The organism is Parabacteroides sp. D25, assembly GCF_000307475.1.
In the GTDB taxonomy this organism is placed as follows: Bacteria; Bacteroidota; Bacteroidia; order Bacteroidales; family Tannerellaceae; genus Parabacteroides; species Parabacteroides distasonis.
Genome location: NZ_JH976502.1, coordinates 165047 through 179646 on the forward strand (window position 1 = coordinate 165047; position 14600 = coordinate 179646).

Below are 14600 nucleotides of genomic sequence, written 5' to 3' on the forward strand. Positions count from 1 at the left end.
TAGATAAAATTTAATAATTAGAGGAGGTTCACTATCTTTGTGGACCTCTTTTTTAATTTAATGATATGTGGAATAATCGTATTGAGTTCTTACTCGTTAGTTTCTTTTGTATTTGTTCATTGGCTTTTACCGGTTGCCAAACGAAAAAACGATCGGATCGTTATGTCGTAGTTTTATCAATGGACGGTTTCCGCTCTGATTATCCCTCACGTGCTCATACTCCGACGTTGGATTCTTTGGCGAATGTAGGGGTTCGCTCCACGTTTCGCCCATGTTATCCCAGCGTGACTTTCCCGAATCATTATAGCATGGCTACCGGATTGCATCCGGATCACCATGGTTTGGTAAATAATTTCTTTTATGACGCGGAGCTTGATAGTTCATACCGGATGGGAAACCTGGATCCGCGATTTTATGGTGGAGAACCTATTTGGAATACGGCGGAACGCCAAGGGGTTCGTACCGCTTCCTTCTATTGGGTCGGTAGCGAGGTGCCTTTGGCGAGTGGCCAGCCTTCAATATGGAAGCCGTTTGATAAATCGGTTTCTTTTTCAGATCGTGCTGATTCCGTGATCTCTTGGCTGAAGTTGCCGGAAGATATACGTCCTCATTTGATTATGTGGTATATGGAAGAGCCGGATGCGATAGGTCATTCCGCTACCCCGGATTCCTCGGCAACCTTGGATGTGGTAGAGAACTTGGATAAAGTCTTGAATCATTTCTTCACGGAAGCCCGTAAGCTGGATATTTTCGATAAGATCGATTTTATCGTTCTCTCGGATCATGGAATGGCCACCTATTATCCCGAGAGATATGTGAACTTGAATGATTATCTACCCCGGGATAGTTTCGATTATGTCTTTGATGGTGTTCCTACATTATTATATCCGAAGAAAACCTATGTGGATACTGCCTATGCGATTTTACAGAAAGTGCCGAATATAACCGTATGGAAGAAAAACGAGATCCCTGAGAAATTGGTTTACGGAAAGAATCCTCGAGTTAGTGATCTGGTTGTTTCTCCACATATTGGAACGTATGTGCAATTCCGCGAGAAATCATCTCCCCGTTATGCGGCGACACATGGTTACGATAATTTTACACCGGAGATGGAGGCTATATTCTATGCGGCAGGTCCCTCGTTCAAGAAACACGTAGAGGTTCCGCAAATGGCGAACGTGAACCTCTATTTGATGATCGCACGCTTATTGAATATACAGCCCGCCCCGAATGATGGAGATAGCGCTGTCGTTCAGCGGTTATTTAAATGATAGGACTTCGCGCTACTTTCTAAATGGAGATTTACTGCACGGGCCTTGCAGTACTACTGTAAAGCCGGTTGCAGTAATTGATGCCTTATTGATGTTCGCATGTCATCTTACGCATGAAAGCGAGACTGCCTTTAGCTAGCTCATCTGCGTTGTATTTAGATGGACGCCAAAGAGATACGACTTCCGCCATGCCGGGAACGGAATTGGAGAAATTCTCCAGAACTAAGTTCCCATTGAAATCGATTTCCTGTAGTCCCCGGAACAAATCATCCCAGCGTACGTTTCCCTCACCTAGCATTCCCCGGTCGCTTTCAGTCATGTGAATATGGCGAAGTCGGCTGCCTGCGGCGATAACCGGTTCATAGAAACTAGTCTCTTCTATATTCATATGGAAAGTATCCAGATGCAAAGATAAATTCGGAGCGTCTATGCGTTTGATAAAGCGCAAGACTTCCTCCGCGGAGGTACACATATAGCTTTCATAGCGATTGATCGGCTCTATACCGATCGTGATTCCGGATCGGCCGGCGTATTCGGCAACCTCCGCCCATACCTCACAAAGCGTATTCTCTTCTTCCCGTGTTCGCTGTTTGCCGGAGAAGACCCCGATGCCGGAATGTAAGACACCTCCCAAGTAATCAACCTCCAGTTCGCTCGCTTTATCCAGCGCCGCCTTGATCAGGCGAGTCGCTTCCTTGGGATAAAAAGGAATATGCGCTTCTTGGGGAAGGTTGAGAGAACAAGTCGCCTTCAATCCGTGTTGTTTCAATTGTCGCTTTACGGTTGGAGCGTCGAACTCCATGGAAGGAGGCAATAAGATTTCCAGTAAATCAAAACCGGCGACAGATGCTTGCTGGATGGCGAAAAGACCGCCTTCTGGTGTCCACATAGGTGGTATCCAAGAAAGGATGGAAGCTCCGAAAGTAGGATTCATAATCGTATTGTTTTTATTCGTTAGGGTTACAAAGTAAGTACTTTTTTGAAGATTTCATTGCGAAGAAAGTGAAATCCTTCGCAATGAAATATCATAAATGTCATTTAAAAATAAAAGTTGGTACCCGGACAGAAGATAGGGTGGCTGCTGGTGTTATCAATTTCAATCTTATTTTCTCTAGCGAGCCAACCGATAGCGGACCATAGATCCGCATCTGTTAGAGCGGATTTTGCTCTCAACGCCTCAAAACTCCAATGTTGGCCATCTGAAAGCAAATTCCAGATAGCTCCTGCATTTAATCCGATCGATCCTTTTGTCATGATAAAATCTGTTTTTATGTTTATGGTATATAGTGCTTATATTGTTATAACAGATAATATCCGGTAAAAGTATGTTGCGTTGAGATAAATAATCTAAAAAACAAAAATCTCTTGATGCGTTGAATTTTATTCCTTGAAGTCAGCGAATATGGATTCATCGTATACATTGTGTTCCTTTTTATCGTGGAATGGATACCATACTTGGGCAAAGAACGGATTTCCTTTAGCGATCTCGTCGTAATTCCAAGGGAGCGGTAAACATTCCGGGCACCAATGGCCTCCTAATAATACTAATGTGGGAGAGGCCTTAAAACGGTGACCGAATTGGCATTCCCAATCGAGCGGAGTCGATAAGTCTCCTTTTGTCATGGCCGGGGACAAGCATTTTCCTCCCCTGAATTCTGCGGCTTTACGCATATCCTCGATATCCCATTCCGACTTCGGCTTACTTTCATCATAACCATGATCCAGAAAGACGGGTGTTTCGGAGGGGCGTTTTGTCCGGATCTTATCCCAACCCGGGATTGCTTGCCAATCCTCATACGAGCCAAAATAGGCGGATATACGATCTTGGTGTCTGTTCTTGATCCAGTTACGGGTTCCCAGTCCCGGCTTTTTAGCGATGGCTCCCATACCCAGTTTTATGAAGATAGGAGGGACGATCTTTGCTAGGTGGAAATACCAAGGGACTTGGCTGGCCATCCATTTAAAATAATCGTCGCAAGTTTGGTTACTGCGGAAATGCAGATATCCTTCCAATAGGTCTGAATCGGTATACCATTGTCCGTGGAAATTACGGATAGCGAACCAGTTCGGTTCGAATATTTTCTCCGGGGCGGGACAGCCGATCGCTTTTAACAATTTACTCTCAAACTCATAATTCGTCAGGCGGAAAGATGGGCCGCTACTAATGTTATAGAAACGGTTCCAAAACTCATCCGGCACCTCTTCCTCGCATACATTCGCTAGTAAGCGACCGGAATCCTCGGCGGTAGCCCATTCCAGCACGCCGTCTAGCGGTACATGGAATGTGATTGGGTCCGAACCCTTGAATAATAATTCGGGGCATAAGATACCGGTTTGGCGAAGGCACGCCCAATGTCTAATACCCGACTCCACGAAAATACGTTCGGCTATTGTCTTTGAGATGGCATAATGGTCATAAACACTTATATTGATCGGATCTCCCGTACGTCCCCAATGAACCGGTGCGTTACGGTGGCCGGTTTGCGCCACGGAGCCGATATAGACTACCTTGATCTGATCTGCGTTCGGTTGCGCTTTTACGGCATCCACGATGTGTTGAGCGGCGGTCGTGTTTACTTTCAAGGTCTTTTTAGGGAAATAATCCGCCGCCGGCGAAACCATTCCACCTACGTGTAATACGTAGTCCGCTCCTGTTACTCCATTTAGGACATCCTGATAACTCGTCAAGTCTCCCCAAACGATACGGATCCCTGCCACGGCCTCATAGGTGGCCAACTTCTCTTTATTGATTTTGCTCGGACGAGCCAAGAGTGTTATATTAAAACGATCTAGCCGCTTGGACAACTCGACCAATCCGGCATGGCCCATCGTCCCGGTGGCTCCGGTCAGAAAGACGGTCTTTTTACTTTTCATGATATAATTTAAGTGTATAATAAAAATCTTAGGATACTATCGGGTAGCGAAGGTATATAAAAAAAAACTCCCAACCAATAGGTTGAGAGCTTTTGTAGTGGATACGAGAATCGAACTCGTATTACATGCGTGAGAGGCATGTGTCCTAACCGTTAGACGAATCCACCATTTAGATGTCATTGTTTTTGTTTGACGATGCAAAGGTAGATATATTTTTTAATTCTGCAATAGTTGGACTGAGTTTTTTTGAAGAAAAAGTGTGTTTTTTATCAAAATGCCAAGAAAACGGGGAGAATACCACTAAAAGGCGTTAAAAGTAGTTGCGATTTCATTGTTTTTTCATTGTCGGTACTGTTTATTTATTCTACCTTTGCCATCTGTAATTGAACAAAATAGTATTGAACATTACTAATACCAGTTTAATAAACAACTAATATTATGGCAGAACTTAAAGAAAAACTTTTCTCAGAATTCGCACCTGTGTCTACTGAAGAGTGGATGGCGAAGATAACGGCCGACCTGAAAGGGGTACCGTTTGAGAAAAAGCTTGTTTGGAAGACAGGCGAAGGATTTAATGTAAATCCTTTCTATCGTGCAGAAGACATCGAGGGTTTAAAGACTACAGAGTCTCTTCCCGGTGAATTCCCTTATGTTCGTGGAACGAAGAAAGACAACGATTGGAAGGTACGCCAGAACATTGAAGTTTGCTGCTTCAAGGGTGCTAACGAGAAAGCACTTGACCTTTTGACGAAAGGTGTTACTTCTCTTGGGTTCATCATCAAAGGTGATGAGGTGAACGAGGAGAATATAGCTACTTTATTAGAAGGTATTTGTCCGGCTTCCGTAGAATTGAACTTCAACACTTGCAACTGCAAAGCGGAGAAGTTGATCGGTATCTTGGCTGACTACTTCAAAGGCAAGGGTGTCGACGCAGAGAAGTGCTACGGTTCTGTAAACTATGACGCTTTCAAGAAACCTTTAGTAAAAGGTAAAGAAAACAGTGAGTGGGTAGAAGGTGCCGCAGCTGTGCTCAAAGCTGGACAGGCTTTGCCTAACTACCGTGTATTGGCTGTAAATGCGTTCCTTTTCAACAATGCTGGCGCTTACATTTCTCAGGAATTAGGTTACGCCTTGGCTTGGGGTAACGAATTGATGGCAAAACTTACCGAGGCTGGTTTCACCGCTGACGAGGTTGCCAAGAAAATCAAATTCAATTTTGGTATCAGCTCTAACTACTTCATGGAAATCGCTAAGTTCCGTGCGGCTCGTTGGTTGTGGGCCGAGATCGTAGCCGCTTATAAGCCGGCCTGCGAATGCGCTTGCAAGATGGTTGCTCACGCACAGACTTCAGAGTGGAACATGACGGTTTACGATGCTCACGTAAACTTGCTTCGTTCTCAAACTGAGGCTATGTCTGCCGCTCTTGCCGGCGTAGACTCTATCACGGTTCGCCCGTTTGATAAGATTTACCAGACTCCAGACGATTTCTCTGAGCGTATCGCACGTAACCAACAATTATTATTGAAGGAAGAGTGCCACTTGGATAAGGTCGTTGACCCGTCTGCCGGTTCTTATTATGTAGAGGTATTGACGAATTCCTTGGCTGATGTCGCTTGGAAGTTGTTCTTGGAGGTTGAGGAAAAAGGAGGATTCTCCGTTGCCGTGAACGCAGGTGAGATCCAGAATGCCGTTAACGCTTCGAATGTAGCTCGTAAGAAAGCGGTTGCTACCCGTCGTGAGATCCTGTTGGGTTCTAACCAGTATCCTAACTTCACGGAAGTAGCTGCCGATAAGATTCAGGAAAAAGGTTCTTGCTGTTGTGGCGGTGGTCATTGCGGCGAGGCAACGATCCCGGCTCTTGATTTCTCTCGCGGCGCTTCCGAATTCGAGGCTTTGCGTATGGCGACAGAGAAGAGTGGCAAGACTCCGAAGGTATTCATGTTGACGATCGGTAACTTGGCGATGCGTTTGGCTCGTTCACAGTTCTCCGCTAACTTCTTCGCTTGTGCCGGATATAAGATAATTGATAACTTAGGCTTCGATACGGTTGAGGCTGGTGTTGAGGCTGCAGTCAAGGCGGGTGCTGAGATAGTGGTTCTTTGCTCTAGTGATGACGAGTATGCTGAATTCGCTCCTGCTGCTTACAAGGCTTTGGCCGGACGTGCCGAATTCGTTGTAGCCGGAGCTCCTGCTTGCGCGGACGACTTGAAGGCTCAAGGTATCGACCAGTTCGTAAATGTAAAGAGCAATGTGCTTGAGACATTGAAAGCATTCAACGCTAAATTAGGAATCGCTTAAGTATAAACAATTATGAGACCAAATTTTAAAAACATAGATATAAAGAATGCCGGATTCGCAGCTACAAACGCTGCCGAATGGGCAAAAGCCAATGGTATCGAGCCCAATTGGAAAACACCCGAGCATATCGAGGTGAAACCTGTATATACAAAAGAAGACTTGGAGGGTATGGAGCACTTGAACTATGCTTCCGGTCTGCCTCCTTATCTACGTGGCCCGTACAGCGGTATGTACGCTATGCGTCCTTGGACAATCCGTCAGTACGCGGGTTTCTCTACCGCTGAGGAGTCTAACGCTTTCTATCGCCGTAACTTGGCTTCCGGTCAGAAAGGTTTGTCCGTTGCGTTCGACCTTCCGACTCACCGTGGTTACGATGCCGACAACGAACGTGTGGTTGGTGATGTAGGTAAAGCGGGTGTATCTATCTGTTCCTTGGAGAACATGAAAGTGTTGTTCGATGGTATTCCTTTGAACAAGATGTCTGTTTCCATGACCATGAATGGTGGTGTGCTTCCGGTATTGGCATTCTATATCAACGCAGGTTTGGAGCAAGGTGCTAAGTTGGAGGAAATGGCCGGTACGATCCAGAACGATATATTGAAAGAGTTCATGGTACGTAATACCTATATTTACCCGCCTGAGTTCTCCATGAAGATTATCGCTGATATCTTCGAGTATACCTCTCAGAAGATGCCGAAGTTCAACTCTATCTCTATCTCCGGTTATCATATGCAGGAGGCTGGTGCTACGGCTGATATCGAGATGGCTTATACGTTGTGCGACGGTATGGAATATCTTCGTGCCGGTATCAACGCCGGTATCGATGTGGATGCGTTCGCTCCCCGTTTGTCATTCTTCTGGGCTATCGGTGTAAATCACTTCATGGAGATCGCCAAGATGCGTGCGGCTCGTATGTTGTGGGCGAAGATCGTGAAGAGCTTCGGCGCTAAGAACCCGAAATCATTGGCATTGCGTACACATAGCCAGACTTCCGGTTGGTCATTGACCGAGCAAGATCCGTTCAATAACGTAGGACGTACTTGTATCGAGGCTATGGCCGCTACATTAGGACATACACAATCTTTGCATACGAACGCATTGGATGAGGCGATCGCTTTGCCGACCGATTTCTCCGCTCGTATCGCTCGTAATACACAGATTTACATTCAGGAAGAGACTAAGATCTGTAAGGAAATCGACCCGTGGGCTGGTTCTTACTATGTAGAGTCTTTGACGAATGAATTGGTACATAAAGGTTGGGCGTTGATCCAAGAGATCGAGAGCATGGGTGGTATGGCGAAAGCCATCGAGACAGGTCTTCCTAAGATGCGTATCGAGGAAGCGGCCGCTCGTACACAGGCTCGTATCGACTCTGGTGTTCAGACCATCGTTGGTGTTAACAAATATCGTTTGCCGAAGGAAGATCCGATCGATATCCTTGAGATTGATAATACAGCCGTACGTAACGAGCAGATCGCCGCTTTGAAGGAGTTGCGTGCTAACCGTGACGAAGCCGCTGTTCAAAAAGCTTTGGCTGATATCACGGAGTGCGTGAAGACGAAGAAGGGCAATTTATTAGAGTTGGCTGTTAAGGCTGCCGGCTTGCGTGCGTCATTGGGAGAGATCTCCGATGCTTGCGAGGTGGTTGTAGGTCGTTATAAAGCAATCATTAGAACTATTTCAGGCGTGTATTCATCAGAAACTAAGAAAGACGCAGACTTCCAGAAAGCTTGCGAGCTTTGCGAGCAATTCGCTAAGAAAGAGGGCCGTCAGCCTCGTATCATGATCGCTAAGATGGGTCAGGACGGACATGACCGTGGCGCTAAGGTTGTTGCTACCGGTTATGCTGACTGTGGGTTCGACGTAGATATGGGACCGTTGTTCCAGACTCCGGCCGAGGCTGCCCGTCAAGCTGTAGAGAACGATGTTCACGTAATGGGCGTTTCTTCTTTGGCCGCTGGTCATAAGACGTTGGTTCCGCAGGTTATCGAGGAGTTGAAGAAATTAGGTCGTGAGGATATCATCGTTATCGCTGGTGGTGTAATCCCGGCTCAAGACTATGACTTCTTGTATAAGGCTGGCGTTGCCGCTATCTTTGGCCCGGGTACTTCCGTATCGAAGGCAGCTTGCCAGATCCTAGAGATCTTGTTAGGCGAATAAATAGCATTTAAACCTTACGGTTTTTTAATAAAGAGAGGCTGGACAATTGATTTTGTCCGGCCTTTTTTAGTATTGTATACGGGTTTATGTACTTTTGTAGCGATTATTCAATTAAAAAGGGAAAGAATCATGGGAATCGTTATAGGTATAGACGTGGGAGGTAGCACGACCAAGATCGTCGGTGTGGAGGATAAGAAGATCAAGAACCCGATGTTCGTGAAAGCTACCGATCCGGTAACCTCTTTATTCGGGGCCTTCGGTAAATATATTTATGATAATAACATCTCACTCTCGAATATAGAGAAAGTGATCTTGACGGGTGTAGGTAGCGCCTATATCGATCAACCTTTATATGGCTTACCAACCGCGAAGACGGATGAGTTCCTCGCAAATGGGCTAGGGGCGCAGTATAATACGGGACTGGATAGCCTGTTGGTGGTCAGCATGGGAACGGGTACCTCTTTTGTCAAGGTACAAGGCTCCACGGTCGAGCATATCGGGGGATTGGGTATCGGTGGCGGAACCATCCTCGGCTTGTCTAAGCTATTATTGAAAACGCATGACTTTCACCAAATAGCGTCTTTGGCTGAGCATGGTTCCCTGAATGATATCGACTTGCATATCCGGGATATTACGCCGCATCCGCTACCCGGCCTGCCGCTAGACGTGACAGCCTCTATTTTTGGAAAAGCGGATGCGAACGCTAAGGTTGAGGATATCGCTCTCGGTATCGTTCATATGGTCTTGCAGACTATCGGGCAAGGAGCTGTTTTCGCCTCGTTAAATGGCGATATCAAGAATATCGTGTTGATCGGTAACCTGACTCGCTTGCCGCAATGCCCGGATATTTTCCCCCGTCTGGAGGAGATGTGCGATGTCCATTTCAAGATACCGGAGTATGCCGAGTATCGCACGGCTATCGGGGCGGCTTTATGTTATATCAGGAACCGGGAATATAGGGATATTTTTTGTGGAAAGTGTTAGGCTACATCAAAACTTTATGTATCTTTGCTACATGCTTTGTTCCCTTTCGGCAATCGCCGGATAGGGATTAAAAGGGAATCGGGTGAGAATCCCGGACAGTCCCGCTGCTGTAAGCTTCATAAACGGGTTGAGCAATACTGTTGCCACTGTTCATTCAAGTGAATGGGAAGGCGCTTAAGACCGGAAGTAAGTCAGAAGACCTGCAAGGCGTGTATATTTTCGACGGCTTCGAGGAAAGGCCGGAAGAGAACGCAAGAACCGTATCCGGTTTTTACTATTCTTTATCCAAGGTTTTCTTATCAAGTCGTCTCATGGTTTCGGATAATTATTTTGCCATAATAATTAGGGAAAGAAGCATGAATCTGACCGACGGGATGAGCTCCGTATGTAAGATGCATGCTTTCTTTGAGTTTAAAGGACTGGGGTATTCCGTGAACACTCTATAGAGAATATTTGTTTATTATTAGAAAAGTGCGTTTATTTGCAACGAGTAATTAACAAAAGAAGTATGAATATGAAGAAAATCGTGGGATTTCTTATGGTTGCCTTGTTAGCGTTGATGGCGCTTCCGGCGAACGCTCAGCTTAAATTCGGTATCAAGGGAGGTGTGAATATATCGTCTGTCCATTTCAACTCGGACGTGTTGAAAGCGGATAACGTAACCGGCTTCCAAGTGGGGCCGATGATCGAGACGACTTTGCCGTTGGTGGGTGTCGGGATCGATGCGGCCGTGTTGTATTCGCAAAAAGGTTTGGAGACGACTTCGGTTGGCGGGGTTAAGACTTCGATGAAGACGGATTATATCGATGTTCCGGTCAACTTGAAATGGAAATTCGGCTTACCGATCGTCAAAGCGTATCTGGCAGCCGGTCCGTATATCGGTTTCCGTGTAGGCGGTGATAAATTTTGGGATATCCCGGGTTCCGTAGCGGATCAGGTGAAGGCGAAGAATTTCAGCGCAGGCCTTAACTTCGGTGCCGGCGTGGAGTTGATCAGCCACTTGCAGGTGGGTTTCAATTATGGTCTGGGACTGACTGATAACTATAGCATTGAGAAGGTGAACCTCTCCGACGGTGCCGGAAAGAATCGTGGATGGTCTATCACGGCAGCGATCTTGTTCTAAATAGGTGAAAATAAAATGAGAGAGGCTGGGCTTTAGAAGTCCGGCCTTTTTTGTTATTTTTGGGCTCGTAATGAAACACCTGTTTGAATGAAATATGCGGACGTCATACTTCCCCTTCCTTTGGAGAATAGCTATACCTATCGGATACCCGAAGATCTGGAAAGAGCCGTGACTCCCGGTTGCCGGGTGATCGTGCATTTCGGGAAGAAACGATATTATACGGCCATCGTCATGGAGGTACACGACCGGGAACCGGTATCCGATTTTGAGACGAAGGAGATCTACGCTTTGCTGGATGCCACTCCGGTGCTCCGCCGTCCGCAACTCCGTTTCTGGAAATGGATATCTTCTTATTATATATGTAAGCTGGGCGACGTGTATAAGGCGGCCTTGCCTTCCGGCTTAAAGTTGGAAAGCGAGACGGCGGTTACTTATAATGAGGATTTCGAGGCTACCGCCCCCTTGCGCCCGAACGAGCAAGCGGTACTGGATGCCTTTAGCGGGGTTTTGAAATTGACGATCTCGGAGTTGGAGAAGAAGACCGGTCTCCGAAATGTTGTCCCGATCGTCTCTTCCTTGATGGTGAAAGGGGCGGTCGAGGTGAGCGAGGAGCTAAAGCGAGGATTCGTTCCCAAGACACAGGCGTTTATCCGTTTGGCCGAAGCTTACTGGGATGAGACGAAATTGCAGGCGGTGTTCGAAGAATTGAAAAGGGCGAAGAAGCAAGAGCTTCTGTTGGTCAGCTTCTTGGATTTAAGCCATACCTTGAATCCCGCTTTATCGAAGGAGCTTTCCAAGAAAGAGCTATTGGAACGCAGTGGTTATACCTCTGCGGTATTGGAGGGTCTGCTGAAACGGGGTATCTTGGAGAGTTACGAGAAAGAGGTGGGTCGTTTACAAGTATCCGTCTGCCGCTTGCAAGAGCCGAATCCGCTCAGTCCGGCGCAAGAGAAAGCCTACGGAGAGATCCATGAGGCTTTCAAGACGAAGGAGGTTTGCTTGCTTCATGGCGTGACTTCCAGTGGTAAGACCGAGATATACGTCCGTTTGATCCATGAGGTCTTGCGGCTGGGGCGGCAGGTTTTATATATGTTGCCGGAGATCGCTATCACGACCCAGATCACGGAACGGCTGGCGAAATTATTCGGGGATAAGCTATTGGTCTACCACTCTAAGTTCTCGGACAACGAGCGGGTGGAGGTCTGGAACAAGCTGCTGCATAGCGACGAGCCTATGCTGGTATTGGGGGTCCGTTCTTCCCTCTTCCTTCCGTTTAAGGACTTGGGCTTGATTATCGTGGACGAGGAGCATGAGAATACGTATAAGCAGCAAGACCCGGCACCCCGTTACCATGCCCGTAACGCTGCCATCGTCTTGGCGGGTATGCACGGCGGTAAGACCTTATTGGGTTCCGCCACCCCTTCCATCGACTCTTATTTCAACGCTACGGCGGGGAAATACGGTCTGGTCGAGCTATCCACCCGCTACGGTGATTGCTTGATGCCGGAGATTATTACGGTGGACGTGAAGGAGCTAAAGCGCAAGAAGATTATGAAAGATACCCTTTTCTCCCCCCTGTTGGTGGAGAAGGTGCGGGAGGCTTTATCCCGGGGTGAGCAAGCGATCTTGTTCCAGAACCGCCGGGGATTCGCCCCGATGATCGAGTGTCGGGGGTGCGGGTGGGTGCCTCATTGCGTGAATTGCGACGTTAGCCTTACTTACCACAAGGCGCATAATCAGCTGGTTTGCCATTATTGCGGTTATACTTACCGCTTGCCGCAGGTATGTCCCGAGTGTAAGGGGACGGAGTTCAAGATGCAAGGTTTCGGTACAGAGAAGGTAGAGGAGGAGATCGCTGGGCAATTCCCTGCGGCGAAGGTGGAGCGGCTGGATTTCGATACGGCCCGTACCCGCACGGCTTACGAGCGGATCATCTCGGATTTCGAGAAGGGGAAGACACAAATCTTGATTGGTACCCAGATGTTGTCGAAGGGATTGGATTTCGGGAATGTCAGCGTGGTCGGAATCTTGAGCGCCGATAGCCTGATGAATTTCCCAGACTTCCGGGCGCACGAGCGGGCTTATCAATTGATGGTACAGGTTAGCGGACGTGCCGGACGACGGGATAAGCGGGGTACGGTGATCTTGCAGACTACCCAGCCGGAGCATCCCTTGATCCGTATGGTGCAGCATTTTGCTTATAAGGAAATGGTGAGCTTGCAATTGAGCGAGCGTAGTATGTTCCGTTACCCGCCTTACTACCGTTTGATCGTCTTGATCCTTCGGAGTCGGAATGAGAAGGCTTTGCAGGAAATGTCTGCTTTATACGCCGAGAAACTTCGTGCTCGTTTAGGTGAGCGGGTGTTGGGGCCGGTTACGCCGCCTATCACCCGGGTACAGACGCTTCATATCAAGAAGATCGTCTTGAAGATCGAGATATCCGCCGGGATCGCTCCGCTTCGTGAGATATTGGAGGGGATTCATACGGAGATGCAGGGATATGTGCCGTTTAAGCAGTTGCTGGTTCATTATGATGTAGACCCGGCTTGAGAATTGAAAATGGAGAATTGAAAATTGAAAATTAATGGAAAGGAGCTTAGGGATGAGGGAGGAAAAGATACGGTTGTTGTTTGTGTGTTTGGGGAATATATGTCGCTCTCCGTCAGCGGAGGCGGTAATGAAGAAGTTGGTGAAGGATGCGGGATTGGGAGATCGGATCGAGATCGATTCCGCCGGGATCACCGGGTATCATGAGGGAGACCGGGCGGATTCACGGATGCGGGCGCATGCGGCCCGTAGGGGATATTCGTTGGATTCGATCTCCCGTCCGGTACGTCAGTGGGACTTTCATGACTTCGATTTGATTATCGGCATGGACGACCAAAATATAACGGACTTGAAACGGATGGCTCCCGATCTGGAATCCGTCGCTAAGATACATCAGATGACTGAGTTCTCCCGGAATAAGTTGTACGATCACGTCCCGGATCCTTATTATAGCGGTGCCGAAGGTTTCGAGTTGGTCTTGGATCTATTGGAAGATGCTTGCGCCGGGTTGTTGGAATATTGTAAAGACCATTTGTCTTAAGTTCGGGGCGAAGCCGGATCAGTAAAGAGGTTGTTACGGCTATCGTTCAACTTCTTTTACTAACCATTTGATTTCGTTATCGGTAATACTTTCACTCTCTTCCTTATCATAAATATAAATGAGGTTGATAATCCCTTCGGTATCATTAACGGTATAGGTATAGGTGATGACTCGTGCGCCATGACTTTTTCCTTTGTTTTTACTGCCTATAGCCATACGGATCTTACGGATGCCACAGCCTAAATCAATTCCTGCGGAAGGGTTGCTGCTTAGCTCATTTTGTAACGCTTGAAGGTCTTGTTTTAGCGAATGATATTTCTTTGCCAATCGCTTCAGCTCTTTCAGAAAGTGCTTTTGCGGTATGATTCTATAATTCATCTATGACCTCCTGCAATGTTTTTTGATATGTGCCGTTTTTACGAGACTCTTTTACGTCGATTAAGCCTTGCCGGATTCCGGCAAGCACCTCTTCCTTACTAATATATTCAGTCTCTTCAGTCTGTGCTTCCTTTTGCTGCGCAAGACGGCGGATGGCTTCTACGGCTTTACGCATCAAGGTCTCATCTTCGGCGATGATACTGAGTTGGCGGAATAATTCTGCGTTGAGTTCTAATGCTGTCATATTTTTATCCTTCTTTTGTCTCTGGTTTTCAATGGCAAATATACGAAATAGAATCAGTTAGACAATGCTTCGGTAGTTTATTCTTGTGACTGTCTTTATTCTATTCCCGTCCCGGATCCTTATTATAGCGGCGCCGAAGGCTTCGAGCTGGTCTTGGACTTATCTATCGTAAGGTTGCTA

Annotated in this window: 12 protein-coding genes, 1 tRNA gene and 1 riboswitch; of the genes, 7 read left to right on the forward strand and 6 right to left on the reverse strand. The window is 47.1% G+C overall.

From position 1 onward, the window contains the following. Positions 1-65 precede the first annotated feature (65 nt). Positions 66-1271: an ectonucleotide pyrophosphatase/phosphodiesterase gene (locus HMPREF0999_RS07540; RefSeq protein WP_009018003.1), complete on the forward strand. Its 1206-nt coding sequence runs from the start codon at positions 66-68 to the stop codon at positions 1269-1271. Positions 1272-1356: 85 nt separating this feature from the next. Here the strand turns inward: HMPREF0999_RS07540 and HMPREF0999_RS07545 are convergent, their stop codons facing one another. The 4 genes from HMPREF0999_RS07545 to HMPREF0999_RS07560 form a co-directional block, all read right to left on the reverse strand. Beyond that, positions 1357-2205 (reverse strand): sugar phosphate isomerase/epimerase family protein, encoded by an 849-nt coding sequence (locus HMPREF0999_RS07545; protein ID WP_009275593.1) that lies wholly within the window; start codon positions 2203-2205, stop codon positions 1357-1359. Between the two features lie 104 nt (positions 2206-2309). Continuing rightward, a complete protein-coding gene (locus HMPREF0999_RS07550; RefSeq protein WP_005854120.1) occupies positions 2310-2525 on the reverse strand; it encodes a winged helix-turn-helix domain-containing protein in 216 nt (71 codons plus the stop codon). Positions 2526-2651: 126 nt separating this feature from the next. Then, positions 2652-4145: an NAD-dependent epimerase/dehydratase family protein gene (locus HMPREF0999_RS07555; RefSeq protein WP_009275594.1), complete on the reverse strand. Its 1494-nt coding sequence runs from the start codon at positions 4143-4145 to the stop codon at positions 2652-2654. 95 nt (positions 4146-4240) lie between these two features. Continuing rightward, positions 4241-4312, reverse strand: a tRNA-Glu gene (locus HMPREF0999_RS07560). A gap of 271 nt (positions 4313-4583) precedes the next feature. Here HMPREF0999_RS07560 and mutA point away from each other — a divergent pair. From mutA to HMPREF0999_RS07595, 6 genes are all read left to right on the forward strand, one after another. Then, positions 4584-6443, forward strand: a complete 1860-nt coding sequence (mutA, locus tag HMPREF0999_RS07565; protein ID WP_009018005.1) for a methylmalonyl-CoA mutase small subunit — start codon at positions 4584-4586, stop codon at positions 6441-6443. Positions 6444-6455: 12 nt separating this feature from the next. Continuing rightward, positions 6456-8603: a methylmalonyl-CoA mutase gene (gene scpA, locus HMPREF0999_RS07570; protein ID WP_005854126.1), complete on the forward strand. Its 2148-nt coding sequence runs from the start codon at positions 6456-6458 to the stop codon at positions 8601-8603. A gap of 129 nt (positions 8604-8732) precedes the next feature. Beyond that, complete coding sequence (gene coaW / locus HMPREF0999_RS07575) at positions 8733-9587, forward strand: type II pantothenate kinase (RefSeq protein WP_005854128.1); 855 nt, start codon at positions 8733-8735, stop codon at positions 9585-9587. A 19-nt stretch (positions 9588-9606) separates the two neighbouring features. Further along, positions 9607-9810: riboswitch (cobalamin riboswitch) on the forward strand. A gap of 291 nt (positions 9811-10101) precedes the next feature. Next, complete coding sequence (locus HMPREF0999_RS07585) at positions 10102-10710, forward strand: porin family protein (protein ID WP_005854130.1); 609 nt, start codon at positions 10102-10104, stop codon at positions 10708-10710. 87 nt (positions 10711-10797) lie between these two features. Further along, complete coding sequence (gene priA / locus HMPREF0999_RS07590) at positions 10798-13260, forward strand: primosomal protein N' (protein WP_009275595.1); 2463 nt, start codon at positions 10798-10800, stop codon at positions 13258-13260. A gap of 34 nt (positions 13261-13294) precedes the next feature. Further along, entirely contained in the window at positions 13295-13798 is a 504-nt protein-coding gene (locus tag HMPREF0999_RS07595; protein WP_370453748.1) for a low molecular weight protein-tyrosine-phosphatase, read from the forward strand. 39 nt (positions 13799-13837) lie between these two features. On the opposite strand, the gene HMPREF0999_RS07600 is transcribed toward HMPREF0999_RS07595, so the two are convergent. Both HMPREF0999_RS07600 and HMPREF0999_RS07605 read right to left on the reverse strand, forming a co-directional pair. Further along, a complete protein-coding gene (locus tag HMPREF0999_RS07600; RefSeq protein ID WP_009275597.1) occupies positions 13838-14176 on the reverse strand; it encodes a type II toxin-antitoxin system RelE/ParE family toxin in 339 nt (112 codons plus the stop codon). Then, positions 14166-14420, reverse strand: coding sequence for a hypothetical protein (locus HMPREF0999_RS07605; protein WP_009275598.1), 255 nt, complete (start codon positions 14418-14420; stop codon positions 14166-14168). Before HMPREF0999_RS07605 ends, HMPREF0999_RS07600 begins: the two co-directional genes overlap by 11 nt. Positions 14421-14600 lie beyond the last annotated feature (180 nt).

Coding starts and splice junctions, on each gene's coding strand:
- HMPREF0999_RS07540 (WP_009018003.1), top strand. CDS start 66: ATGTGGAATAATCGTATTGAGTTCTTACTCGTTAGTTTCTTTTGTATT.
- HMPREF0999_RS07545 (WP_009275593.1), bottom strand. CDS start 2,205: ATGAATCCTACTTTCGGAGCTTCCATCCTTTCTTGGATACCACCTATG.
- HMPREF0999_RS07550 (WP_005854120.1), bottom strand. CDS start 2,525: ATGACAAAAGGATCGATCGGATTAAATGCAGGAGCTATCTGGAATTTG.
- HMPREF0999_RS07555 (WP_009275594.1), bottom strand. CDS start 4,145: ATGAAAAGTAAAAAGACCGTCTTTCTGACCGGAGCCACCGGGACGATG.
- mutA (WP_009018005.1), top strand. CDS start 4,584: ATGGCAGAACTTAAAGAAAAACTTTTCTCAGAATTCGCACCTGTGTCT.
- scpA (WP_005854126.1), top strand. CDS start 6,456: ATGAGACCAAATTTTAAAAACATAGATATAAAGAATGCCGGATTCGCA.
- coaW (WP_005854128.1), top strand. CDS start 8,733: ATGGGAATCGTTATAGGTATAGACGTGGGAGGTAGCACGACCAAGATC.
- HMPREF0999_RS07585 (WP_005854130.1), top strand. CDS start 10,102: ATGAAGAAAATCGTGGGATTTCTTATGGTTGCCTTGTTAGCGTTGATG.
- priA (WP_009275595.1), top strand. CDS start 10,798: ATGAAATATGCGGACGTCATACTTCCCCTTCCTTTGGAGAATAGCTAT.
- HMPREF0999_RS07595 (WP_370453748.1), top strand. CDS start 13,295: ATGGAAAGGAGCTTAGGGATGAGGGAGGAAAAGATACGGTTGTTGTTT.
- HMPREF0999_RS07600 (WP_009275597.1), bottom strand. CDS start 14,176: ATGAATTATAGAATCATACCGCAAAAGCACTTTCTGAAAGAGCTGAAG.
- HMPREF0999_RS07605 (WP_009275598.1), bottom strand. CDS start 14,420: ATGACAGCATTAGAACTCAACGCAGAATTATTCCGCCAACTCAGTATC.